General features: G+C 70.1%; 14 protein-coding genes. 13 read left to right on the forward strand and 1 reads right to left on the reverse strand.

All coding sequences use genetic code 11. The features are described 5' to 3' along the window. Positions 1–21: 21 nt before the first annotated feature. Together WCD41_RS20535 and WCD41_RS20540 are read left to right on the forward strand one after the other, a co-directional pair. Positions 22–882, forward strand: a complete 861-nt coding sequence (locus WCD41_RS20535; RefSeq protein WP_337715800.1) for a hypothetical protein — start codon at positions 22–24, stop codon at positions 880–882. After that, positions 879–1,679 (forward strand): DUF6339 family protein, encoded by an 801-nt coding sequence (locus WCD41_RS20540; RefSeq protein WP_337715803.1) that lies wholly within the window; start codon positions 879–881, stop codon positions 1,677–1,679. The genes WCD41_RS20535 and WCD41_RS20540 overlap by 4 nt, the downstream gene beginning before the upstream one ends. On the opposite strand, the gene WCD41_RS20545 is transcribed toward WCD41_RS20540, so the two are convergent. Next, positions 1,643–2,047 carry a very short patch repair endonuclease gene (locus WCD41_RS20545; RefSeq protein WP_337715805.1) on the reverse strand — a complete coding sequence of 135 codons (405 nt, stop codon included), beginning with the start codon at positions 2,045–2,047 and terminating at the stop codon, positions 1,643–1,645. The genes WCD41_RS20540 and WCD41_RS20545 overlap by 37 nt on opposite strands. Before the next feature lie 161 nt (positions 2,048–2,208). On the opposite strand from WCD41_RS20545, the gene WCD41_RS20550 reads away from it, so the two are divergent. From WCD41_RS20550 to WCD41_RS20600, 11 genes are all read left to right on the forward strand, one after another. Further along, positions 2,209–3,297: a DNA cytosine methyltransferase gene (locus WCD41_RS20550; protein WP_337715807.1), complete on the forward strand. Its 1,089-nt coding sequence runs from the start codon at positions 2,209–2,211 to the stop codon at positions 3,295–3,297. Positions 3,298–3,569: 272 nt separating this feature from the next. Next, positions 3,570–4,904 (forward strand): sodium/glutamate symporter, encoded by a 1,335-nt coding sequence (locus tag WCD41_RS20555; RefSeq protein ID WP_337715809.1) that lies wholly within the window; start codon positions 3,570–3,572, stop codon positions 4,902–4,904. Between the two features lie 64 nt (positions 4,905–4,968). Next, positions 4,969–5,658 (forward strand): GntR family transcriptional regulator, encoded by a 690-nt coding sequence (locus WCD41_RS20560; RefSeq protein WP_337715811.1) that lies wholly within the window; start codon positions 4,969–4,971, stop codon positions 5,656–5,658. Further along, complete coding sequence (locus tag WCD41_RS20565; RefSeq protein WP_337715814.1) at positions 5,645–6,652, forward strand: 1-aminocyclopropane-1-carboxylate deaminase; 1,008 nt, start codon at positions 5,645–5,647, stop codon at positions 6,650–6,652. The genes WCD41_RS20560 and WCD41_RS20565 overlap by 14 nt, the downstream gene beginning before the upstream one ends. 147 nt (positions 6,653–6,799) lie before the next feature. Beyond that, positions 6,800–7,126 carry a DUF6247 family protein gene (locus WCD41_RS20570; protein WP_337715816.1) on the forward strand — a complete coding sequence of 109 codons (327 nt, stop codon included), beginning with the start codon at positions 6,800–6,802 and terminating at the stop codon, positions 7,124–7,126. A gap of 1,218 nt (positions 7,127–8,344) precedes the next feature. Then, on the forward strand, positions 8,345–8,887 hold the full coding sequence (locus WCD41_RS20575; RefSeq protein ID WP_337715819.1) for a YbhB/YbcL family Raf kinase inhibitor-like protein: 543 nt from the start codon (positions 8,345–8,347) through the stop codon (positions 8,885–8,887). Between the two features lie 19 nt (positions 8,888–8,906). Then, the gene (locus WCD41_RS20580) at positions 8,907–9,521 is read left to right on the forward strand and encodes a TMEM175 family protein (protein WP_337715821.1); all 615 of its coding nucleotides are present in this window, start codon (positions 8,907–8,909) and stop codon (positions 9,519–9,521) included. Continuing rightward, positions 9,518–10,090: a YdeI/OmpD-associated family protein gene (locus WCD41_RS20585; RefSeq protein ID WP_337715824.1), complete on the forward strand. Its 573-nt coding sequence runs from the start codon at positions 9,518–9,520 to the stop codon at positions 10,088–10,090. The genes WCD41_RS20580 and WCD41_RS20585 overlap by 4 nt, the downstream gene beginning before the upstream one ends. 31 nt (positions 10,091–10,121) lie before the next feature. Then, complete coding sequence (locus WCD41_RS20590) at positions 10,122–10,421, forward strand: antibiotic biosynthesis monooxygenase family protein (RefSeq protein ID WP_337715826.1); 300 nt, start codon at positions 10,122–10,124, stop codon at positions 10,419–10,421. Positions 10,422–10,436: 15 nt separating this feature from the next. Continuing rightward, positions 10,437–10,745 carry a DUF6092 family protein gene (locus tag WCD41_RS20595; protein WP_337715828.1) on the forward strand — a complete coding sequence of 103 codons (309 nt, stop codon included), beginning with the start codon at positions 10,437–10,439 and terminating at the stop codon, positions 10,743–10,745. After that, complete coding sequence (locus tag WCD41_RS20600; RefSeq protein ID WP_337715831.1) at positions 10,742–11,287, forward strand: nitroreductase family protein; 546 nt, start codon at positions 10,742–10,744, stop codon at positions 11,285–11,287. Before WCD41_RS20595 ends, WCD41_RS20600 begins: the two co-directional genes overlap by 4 nt. Positions 11,288–11,290 lie beyond the last annotated feature (3 nt).

An 11,290-nucleotide genomic window follows, 5' to 3' on the forward strand; every position in this document is an offset into this window, starting at 1 on the left:
TACCCCTATCGCCGGCCACCGGTGGACGTCGTCGCGACCGGCCCTTGGCTGCGGGTGGCGGACTCGGGCCTCGATGAGCTCACGAGCGAGTTGCCGGGATGGGACTACGATTCCGTACTGCGACTCCGCCGACCCGTCCGGGTCGACGGCCTCCGCGCTCGTCGGTCATGCGGGCTCGAACCGGATGCCGACCTGGCGATCACCGTCGTCTGGTCGGCGACGAGTTCGGCGCTGCGGGGTCGGGCGTGGACCGCGTCGGTCCCGCCCGAGAAGGACGTCGACCTCGAGATCGATTTCGAGCTCGCAGGCGGAGAACTCGGTGGTCGGCTCGACCTGGAGACCCTCCTGACGCTTCGGAGCGCCGGATCGAACGCCGGACCTGCTGCTCCCCGGCGGCTCGGGAGCGTGCTGTGGCGGGACGTCCATCCCATCCTTCTCCAGGGTGAAGCCGTGTTGTTTCCGTTGTCCGTGGTGGACTTCGAGCACCTTCCCTACCCGACCGGGGCGGCATGGCACCTGGAGCTCGGTCACGACCTGGAGGCTCAGGCGCTCGGGTCGATCTTGCTACTGGCCAACTCACGACGCCATAACGTCACATCCGCGCTGGCGTCCGCTGCAGAACCGAGTGATGCCGACCGACGGGTGCTGTCCGCCCTCCGCACCGACGTGATCCGATCCCTCGTCGAACGTGCTCTGGTCGACGAAGAGTTCAGCGTCGAGGACGATCACGAGGTCGGGTCGATAGGCGCCCTTCTCGCTGCTGTCCTACGTCACGCCTTCCCCGACCGTTCACTGGAAGCACTTCGACGCGACCGCGCCCACGACCCGATCCTCTTCACGACCCGAGTCCAGGCCGCCACCGAACTTCTGGCCGAATCGTGACCAGCATCCTCTACCCGCGACTCCTCGACCAGGCTGCAGCCGATCTCCATACGAGCTACGCCACGATGACCGTCGAGCAGCTGCGCGACAAGTACACCTTCAGCCACCCGTCCGCGGTTTTCGCGGCAACAGGTGGCCGTCGCGTGCACGCCGAGCATCTAGAAGAACTACGGCGACACATTGTCGAGGCCGCTGAGGAAGAAGGATTTCCTGGTGGCGGACGACGGCGTGACCATTCCGATTTCGACAGGCAGATCGCCCGACTCCTGCACGAGCGCTGTGGTCTGGTCGCGGCTGAGGCCGCGGTGCGACCTATCTGGGCGTTTCTGGCCCTGGTGGTCACCCCGGACGTCTCCTACTGGAGATTTCCAGACCCACCGGTCGATCGGATTCTCGCCACCGACATCACCCGACACGTATGGGGTCGACTCTGGTGGCGCGCCCACCTCCTCGTCCTGCCCGAGACCGTTCCTGATCGCTACCGATTGTTGAACACGTTCGGCGAGGCCGACTTCGACCAAATCTACGCACGCAGGGCGCTGCTCGGCGGCAGCCGAACCCTGATCCGGACCATCGCCGACACCTGGCCGAGCGTCGACCGGCACGATCTTCCCGCGCGACTCGTGCTACGGGATCTCCTCAAGCGGTTGCTCCGTGTGGCGGCTGTGGTGGAGTTCGACACGCTCGACGACGGCGAACTCCGCGACACGATCCGATCGGAAGCCGAAGTCACAGTTCTCGAACTGCGCAAGCGTGGTGGTTACGGTCGCGCGACCGGGTCGTCCGACCGGTCCTGACGCCGCCGAACGACGCATTCCAGGCGGTCCACGGCAAGTTTGGGGTCCTCGTGCTCCCAGAAACGCAGGACGGTCCACCCGAGGCTCTCGAGGTGAGTGTCGGTCTCACGATCGCGGGCTCGGTTCACATCGAGCTTGTGCACCCACCACTCACGGTTCGCCCGCGGGATCGTGGTGTGGTCGGGACAGGAGTGCCAGAAACAACCGTCGACGAACACCGCCACGCGGCAGCCCGAGAACACCATGTCCGCGCGCCGGCGCGGGAGCCCCGGTAGCGGCGTGTCGACGCGGTAGCGAAGCCCGCGGCGGTGAGCCTCGCGGCGGATGAGCATCTCGGGCTGGGTGTCTCGACGACGCGCCCTGCTCATCCTCGCGGAGACGCCAGGGCTCGACGGCCGTGGACGGTCTTCGGGCACGCCTCGCCCTTCCTGCTCCTGCGCCGGGGCGTCGTCCAGCGCTGCGTGCGGTGCTCTCACTCGAACGGCCCCGCGTCCCGGGCGGTGTCGGTGGGTCCGGCTAAATTATCACCGTGGCACGCCTGGCTCTGGTCGACCTGTTCGCGGGGTGCGGAGGTCTCACCCGCGGATTTCTCGACATCAATCACGACGCTTCGATTACGCACACGTACGACGTCGTAGCGTCTGTCGAGGCCGATCGCGCAGCAGCGGCGACATATGCAGCCAATTTCGGACGTGATCACCTCTTCCACACGAAGATCGAGGAGTGGCTCCCTCGAGACATTCCCGACGCCGACGTCGTCGTCGGTGGGCCTCCTTGCCAGGGCTTCTCCAACCTCGGTAAGAGGGACCCGATGGACGGACGCAACCGACTGTGGAGAGAGTATGCGCGAACTGTCGAGAAAATCCAGCCCGACTACTTCCTGATCGAGAACGTCGCCGCATTCTATCGCTCACACGAGTGGGGCCTCCTACAGAGCGCCGTCGAGGACGGGCCCCTGCGGAACTATGAACTGCAGCCCCATGTACTCAATGCAGCGGAGTTCGGCGTGCCCCAGGTGAGGAAGCGAGCGGTGGTCGTCGGCCGCCATCGCGACCGTCCACCCCTCCCGAGTCTGGACGCCGTCAGATCCGACCCGACGGCCCGGTTCCCGTCAGTAGGAGACGCACTCGCAGAGCTCCCCGAGTACGTACCACCGGACCGGATCGCCCTTCCTCAGGGTGTGTACGACTTCGCCGGTGACCTACCCGGCGCCTTCAAGACCTCGGATCTCCACATCACGAGGAGATTGGAGAAGATCTCTCGGGACCGCATCGCCTCGATCCCCGAGGGAGGCAACCGCCTGGACATCCCGTTCCACCTCCAGGCTCCGTGCTGGAGGGGACACACGTCGGGGTCGCTCGATGTGATGGGTCGGCTCCGGAAGGACCGGCCTTCGGTGACCATCCGAACCGAGTTCGTGAAGCCGGAGAAAGGCCGGTACCTCCACTACCGGCAACCGCGGCCGCTGACGCACGCGGAGGCGGCACTCCTGCAGACGTTTCCGATGGACTACCAGTGGTGCGGCGCCAAGGTCTCGATCGCCCGCCAGATCGGGAACGCCGTGCCCGTGAAGCTCGCGAGGGCGCTCGGAGCGTTGATCACGAAGGCCTACGACTAACCCGTCAGGCGACGACGAGCGGTCCGTGGCGTTCGCGGCAATTCTCCAAATCTCGGCCGGAGCCGATGTCGTTGCGCAGCCATTCGACGGATTCTGCCGCACAGACAACAAGCGATCCAGGAGGGATCGCAGGGGCCTTATCGATCCGACCCGGGGCCGACATGGCGGGTTCGCCCCGGATGGTCAACAGATGATTCGAGAAAGCGGCACTTGGCCGAGACGTGTGCTTCCCGTGAGGATCAGGAGACGCACCGCCGATCCCGGAGGCCGCCATGGAGTACACGCCGTGGTCCCTGCTCGTCGACGCCGGGCTGATCGGCGCGCTGCTGCTGGTCGGCACGATGATCCGGCGCTGGGTGCGTCTCGCCCAGCGGCTGATGCTCCCGGCCAGCGTCATCGCCGGGTTCCTCGGCCTCGCGCTGGGTCCGAACGTCCTGGGCGTCCTGCCGTTCTCCGACGAGCTCGACACCTACGCGTCGGTGCTCATCGCCGTGATCTTCGCCTGCCTGCCCCTCGGCGACGAGCTGGGCCTGCGGGGCTTCGGGCGTGGGACGGCGTCGTTCTCGGCGTACTCGATGGCGATGTACACGCTGCAGGTCGGGCTCGGGATGCTCCTCGCGCTCCTGCTGCTCGGACCCGTCTTCGGCACCCCGGACGGCTTCGGGCTGCTGCTCTTCGCCGGCTGGGCGGGCGGGTTCGGGTCGGCGGCCGCGGTGGGCACGACGTTCCAGGAAGCGGGCTGGGTGGAGGCGAACTCGCTCGCCTTCACCTCCGCGACCATCGGCCTGCTCACCGGCGTCATCGGCGGCATCGCCTGGGCGAACTGGGCCGCACGGCGAGGCCACACCAGACTCGGGGCGCTCACCGACATGCCGGAGGCGATGCGCTCGGGGCTCGTCCGTGACCCGGAGGAGCGCACTGCGATCGGCGTCGGGACGACCTCGCCGTCGGCCATCGAACCGCTCGGCCTGCAGGTCGGGCTCGTCGCCGCGGTCACGGCCGCCGCGTACGGCGTCGGCGAGGCGATCTCGGCGCTGATCGACCTCGAGCTGCCGACGTTCGTCCTCGCCTTCGTCGTCGGGCTGCTGGTCCGGGCGGCCCTCGAGCGGACGCCGGCCTGGTCCTACACGGACTCCCGCACGATCAAGAGCCTCTCCGGGGTGTCGACCGACGTGCTCATCGTCTGCGGCATCGCCTCGATCGTGCCGCGCTTCGTGGCGGACGCCTGGCTGCCGCTGACGATCCTGTTCGTCGTCGGCCTCGCGTTCCTGCTGGCCATGGTGCGGTGGGTGGCGCCCCGGGTCATGCACGGCGCGTGGTTCGAGAAGGCCCTGTTCACGTGGGGGTGGGCGACGGGGTCGGTCGCCACCTCGATCGCGCTGCTGCGCATGGTCGACCCGGACCTCGACAGCCGGACCCTCGAGGACTTCGGGCTCGCCTACCTGCCGGTCGTGCCGGTGGAGACGGCGAGCGTCGCGCTGACCCCGCTGATCGTGATCGCCGGCCTCGGCTGGGCGGTCGGTGCGGGGTGGACGACGTTCGGCCTCATCGCGCTGGCCCTGCCCTTCGTGCTCGGCTGGACCCGGACGCGGTCGACGACGCCCTGATCCACCGGCGTCCTCGGCCGACCGGCCCTACCGATCAACCGAAATATCGCATACGGTACGCCGCATGCCGATCCCGTGTCGCAGCGCGGGCACCGACCGCAGCCTGCTGCGCGACCAGGCGTTCCGGACGCTGCGGGCGGCGATCGTCGACGGCACGCTCGAGCCCGGGGAGCGGCTCAACGACGCCGAGCTGTGCGCCTGGCTGGGCGTCTCCCGGACCCCGGTGCGCGAGGCCGTGGCCCGGCTCGAACAGATCGGGCTGGTCACGGTGCGCCCCGGCAGCTCGACCACCGTGAGCCCCCTCGACGTGCGCGCCGCCGCCGAGGCCCAGTCGGTGGCCGCGGCGATGCACGAGCTGGCCGCTCGGGAGGCCGTCCCGGTGCTCGGCGACGCCGATCTCGAGGCGATGACCACGACCAACGATCGATTCGCCGACGCCCTCGACAGCGGGGACATCGAGGGGGCCATCGACGCCGACGGCGCGTTCCACGCCGTCCTCGTGGACGTCGCCGCCAACTCCCGGCTGCGCGCCGTGCTCGAGGACGTCACCCCGCTGCTGCGGCGGATGGAACGCGCCCGTTTCGGCTCGCTGACTGGCCGCGCGTCGGTGGCCCAGCACGCCCGCATCGTCGAGCTGGCGCGAGCCGGTGACGCCGAGGGCGCGGCGCGGGCCAACCGCGAGAACTGGCTGACCCTCCGCCCCGACGACAGCCCCGACGACAGCCCCGAACAGGAGCCTCATGCCCCTCGATGACTTCCCGCGCTACCCGCTGCTGTTCGGGCCGAGCCCGGTCCACCGGCTCGACCGGCTCACCGGACACCTCGGCGGTGCGGACATCTGGGCCAAGCGGGAGGACGTGAGCTCCGGGCTGGCCTACGGCGGCAACAAGACCCGCAAGCTCGAGTACATCGTCCCCGACGTGCTGGCCTCCGGCGCCGACACGCTCGTGTCGATCGGCGGCTACCAGTCCAACCACACGCGCCAGGTCGCCGCCGTCGCCGCCAAGCTCGGCCTCAAGGCCCGCCTGGTGCAGGAGAAGTGGGTGGACTGGCCGGACGCGGTGAACGACAAGGTCGGCAACATCCTGCTCTCGCGCATCCTCGGCGCGGATGTGCGGCTCGACCCGGCCGGGTTCGACATCGGGATCCGCGACTCGTGGGAGCGCGCGATGGAGGAGGTCCGCGCCGCCGGCGGGACGCCCTACGGCATCCCGGCCGGGGCGTCGGAGCACGAGCTCGGCGGCCTCGGGTTCGCGAACTGGGCCCGCGAGGTGGAACAGCAGGAGGCCGAGCTCGGGGTCTTCTTCGACACGATCGTCGTCTGCACCGTCACCGGCTCGACCCACGCGGGGATGATCGCCGGCTTCGCCGCCCAGGAGACCGACCGCCGCGTGATCGGCGTCGACGCCTCGGCCACGTTGAAGAAGACCCGCGACCAGGTGGAACGGATCGCGCGTCACACCGCACAGCAGATCGGTCTCGGGCGCGAGCTGCGCGACGACGAGATCACCGTGCTCGAAGGCTGGGCCGGCGACCTCTACGGCATCCCGGTGGCGTCGACGATCGACGCGATCCGGCTGACGGCGGAGCTCGAGGGCATGATCATCGACCCGGTGTACGAGGGGAAGTCGATGGCGGGGCTGATCGACCTCGTGCGGCAGGGCGAGATCGGCAAGGACTCGACGGTGCTCTACGCCCACCTCGGCGGCCAGCCCGCACTGAACGCCTACGCCGGCGCATTCTCCTGAGGTCGGGTGCGGGCGTCGGTCCTGCGCGACGCGTCTCGGGGGTCGCGGAGGTCGTGACCCGTGTCCTCGGGACACGGGTCTGCCGGGTAGTTCGAGCGGAGCGGGAACCGGGGGTCGGATGTCGGTGCCGGTCGCTACCGTCCACGCATGACCACCCTGGCGGCCCCTCACGAACGTCCGGACGACCGTTCGCTGGCGGTGGGCGCCTCGCCGGCGGCGATCCACGCGGGGTTGCTCCCCGAGGACCGCGAGGCCTTCCTCACGGCCTACGGCGCGGCCCTCGAGCTGGCGCGCTCGACGCTGCATCTCGCGCCCGTACACCACGTCGTCGAGGAATGGCGGCGGCGGGCCGTGCTCCAGTCAGATCCCGCGGCCTTCCGACACTCCGTGCTCCGCGCCGCCGAGTTCTTCGCCGGTGAAGCCGTGCCAGACGACGAACCCTTCGAGGTCACCCGCACCCGCGCCGGCCTCTAGGACACCGGGTCATTCCTCTTGAGCCCGTCGATCAGCCTGATGTAGGCGAGCGAGCCACGAGCTAGTCGCATCAACGCTTACCGAGACCCGGGAGCCCGCCGCCGAACGCCCAGGCCGAGCGGGCCGGCCGACCCTTGTTCGGGGTCCGAGGACCATGTGCCATCTGACCGGCTGCTAGCGGAGTAGTCCCAATGGTCGGATAGCTGAAGAAGCCGTACCCGTCGGAGCCTCGGCGCCGCTCGTGGTCGGGAGTCCGTTGCGAGTTGTTCTTGCGACGGCCTATGAGCGTCTGGGCCCGCCGAATCAGGATGTCTGCTTGACGGACGTCCTCGGTGCTCATATCCCGAGCCGTCCGCTGTACGCGCAGATCCACCTCAAGGTTCACCAGATCGCACGAGAGCACGCGGCGAGGCCTCTCCTCGCATCGTTCCAGGCGTGCGCGGAGAGCGGCGAGCTTGATGTTCTCGCGACGACTGGCGGCCGGACGGACGAGACGCGGAAGCTTGCGTCGAACCGCCGCGGCCGGCTGCTTATCAGACGAGTCCGCACGGAGGCCGGGCTGGTTCTCGCGACGACTGGCAGCGCGACGATCGGGACCCGGAGCCTCGCGTCGAGGCGCCGTGGCCGGCTGGCTGTCAGGGGAAGCCGCGCAGATACTGCGCGCGGGCAGCGGCGTGCAGGGAGGACGTGTTGGCTCCGTCGTCGGCGTAGGCGCGGCCACGCCGCTCGGCGGCAGGAAGATTGGCCAAGGACTTGGAGGCAGCATTGCTGCGCGAACGACGTCGGCGCTGTTGCCGGGCACCGAGCTCATGTCGTCAACATCGCCGTGGACCTCCTCGGCGTTTCCGACCGTCGCCGTGATGGGTGACTTTTCGGGTGGCTAGCCACCAGCTATCCACTCCTCGTGAGAAGGGTCTAAGCCCGAGGCCGGTCTCGCGAAATGCACTCGCTTGAGTGATGGCTGGGGTGGCGCTCTCTGGCCCTCGGGTAGGCGTCGCACGTCTCGGCTGAGGGGTGCGTGACCATCGACCTGGAGGCATGACGCCGGGCGACGAGCAGTACGGGCAAGCCATCCGGGAGTGGAAGACGAAGGAGATCCATTCATGCCCGCGAGAGGTCCTCCCAGCCAAGCCGGCGCTCGTCCAGTGAGCGTGACCTGACCGCGCAGTGGGGTACCTGGCGCGGCGGAAGACACGTCCATACAAGGAGGCCACCATCGTGTCCCACCAGCCGCCCGACCCCTACGAGTTCCTGCCCGACGTCGCGTCGTTCACGGTCACCAGCACCGACGTCGCCGACGGGCAGACGCTCCCGAACGCGCAGGTCAGCGGGATCATGGGCGCCGGGGGCCAGGACGTCACGCCGCAGCTGTCCTGGGAAGGCGCGCCCGAGGGCACCCGGAGCTACGCGGTCACCTGCTACGACCCCGATGCGCCGACGGCGAGCGGGTTCTGGCACTGGGCCGTCACCGGCATCCCGGCCTCGACGACCAGCCTGCCCACCGACGCCGGCGACCCCGACAAGGGCCTGCTCCCGCAGGGAGCGATCACCCTGGCCAACGACGCCGGCGCCTGGCGCTACATCGGCGCCGCCCCACCGCCCGGACACGGCGCGCACCGCTACTTCTTCGTCGTCCACGCCGTCGACGTCGAGGACCTCGGGGTCGGCGCCGACGCCACCCCGGCATTCCTGGGCTTCAACCTCTTCTTCCACAGCATCGGCCGCGCGATCATCACCCCGACCTACGAGATCCAGGGCTGAGCACCACGGGGGTGGCGGGGTGGAGGGTGACGACGACCGGCCGCTGCCCACCCTCGAGCGCGTCTCGGCGTTCAGCGACGGCATCTTCGCCATCGCGATCACGATCCTCATCCTGCCGCTGACCGACGTGCAGGTCCGGGACGGGCAGGTCGTCGGCGACCTGCTCGCCCTGGGCCACCAGTTCCTCGCCCTCGTGGTGAGCTTCGCCGTCATCGGCGGCTTCTGGGTCCTCCACCACGACGACCTGGGGGCCCTGACCGGCGCGAGCCGGCGACTGCTCGTCGCCAACCTCGTCTTCCTGTTCTTCGTGGTGATGCTGCCGTTCCCGACCGCGCTGCTCGGCGACGGCGACAGCGTGGCGGCGACGGTCATCTACGCCGGCTCGATCATGGGGACGTCGCTGAGCTCGCTCGCCCTGTGGCGGATGGCGGAGCAGGACGGCCTGGTGAAGGAGGGCTGGGCCCGGCGCTGGGGTCACGGGAAGTACTGGGGCACGGCCGCGGTCGTCGCCGGCTTCCTGCCGTCGATCCCGATCGCCTTCGTCTCGCCGACGTGGGCGCGCATCAGCTGGGCGCTCGCGATTCCCCTGAGCATGGTCGCCGACCGGCTCGAGGCGCGGACGGCCGCCCGATGACCGCCGAGCATATCCATCCCGACGACGTGGAGGCCTGGCGGGCGTGGCTCGCCGAGCACCACCACCGGGGCGAGGGTGTCTGGCTCGTGACGTGGAAGGCCCGGACGGAACGCCCGACCGTCGGCTACGAGGATTCCGTCGAGCAGGCGCTGTGCTTCGGCTGGATCGACAGCACCACCCGCTCGCTCGACGACGAGCGCACCGCCATGTGGTTCAGCCCGCGGCGCCGCGGCAGCGGTTGGGCGCGCTCGAACAAGCAGCGCATCGCACGCCTCGAGGCCGCGGGGCTCATGGCGGCACCCGGCCGTGCGCTGATCGAGGCGGCCAAGGCCGACGGCAGCTGGACGATGCTCGACGACGTCGAGGACCTCGTCGTCCCGCCCGACCTCGCCGACGCCTTCGATGCCCACCCCGGCTCCCGCGCGCAGTGGGACGGGTTCTCGCGCTCGGCGCGGCGGGCGATGCTCGTCTGGGTCGTCGAGGCCAAGCGGGCGGCGACGCGGGCCGGGCGCGTCACGCAGATCGCCGAACGCGCGGCGATGGGCGAGAAGGCGCACCCGCGGGCGTGAGGCCCGGGCGCGCAGGGGTAGCCGGACGCCCATGATGACCGTCGTCACCCACGTCACCCTCACCCCCGGCCGCGAGCCGGAGTGGGACGAGGCCATGCGCGACCGGCTCGAGACCGCGCGCGGCAAGGAGGGGTGGGTCGGCAACCAGCTCGTCATCCCGCTCGACGCGCCGCACGAGCGGACGGTGATCGGCACGTGGACGACCCGCGCGGCGTGGGAGGCGTGGCACGCCGACGAGGCGTTCCTCGAGACCCGCGAGCGCATGGAGGGCCTGCAGGAGGGGCCGAGCGACACGACCTGGTACGAGGTCGTCTCCGACGAGCGCGCCTGAGGCCAGGATGGCGGGGTGTCCGCACCCTGGGTCCTCGACGAGGACGACGCCCTCGAGCTGCTCGCCTACCTGGTCACCGCCGCGCGCACGCAGGTCGACGAGGCCGCCGAGTACGGCCCGATGCGCCTGCTCACCGCCGCCCACCGCCTGGCCGAGGCGATAGGACCGCGGGCCACGGAGGCGACGGCCGACGCACTCGCCGGGCCGCTGGCCGACATGCCGCTGCTCGCCGTCCCCCGCGGCGACCGCGAGCAGTACGTCGAGCAGCTCGACGGCGTGTGCCGGTCCGTCGCCGCCCACCTGAAGGCGAAGTACGCGCCGTGATCGACCCGGTGCTCGATCCTGTTCTTGCTGCCATCCACCGCCGCCGGGTCACGCGCGCGATGACCGACGAGCCGGTGCGGCGCGAGCAGATCGAGACGATCCTCGACGCCGTGCGCTGGGCGCCGACGGCCGGCAACCGGCACCTGCAGCGCTTCGTCGCGACGACCGACCCGGGCACGCTGCGGGTGCTGCGCATGGTCTCCCCCGGCATGATCGCGCGGCCGACCGCGGCGATCGCCGTCTGCGTCGACCACACGCTCGTCGCGCAGTACGGCTTCCCGCCCGAGAACCACGGCCCGTGGATCGACGTCGGCACCGCGACAGCGACGCTCCTGCTCGCCGCGCAGGCGGTGGGGCTCGGCGCCGGGCCGGTGAGCTCGTTCAGCAAGGCCGCGGTCGGCGTCGTGCTCGACCTGCCGGAGGGCTGGGTCGCCGAGCTGATCGTCGGCCTCGGCCACCCCGCCCCGGAGCAGCCGCGGGCGATCAAGCCGGCCCGCCTGACCTGGCGCGACCTCACCCACTGGGTGCCCACCGAGGGGTGACCG

The sequence above is a fragment of the Actinomycetospora aeridis genome, from assembly GCF_037400275.1.
GTDB lineage: Bacteria > Actinomycetota > Actinomycetes > Mycobacteriales > Pseudonocardiaceae > Actinomycetospora > Actinomycetospora aeridis.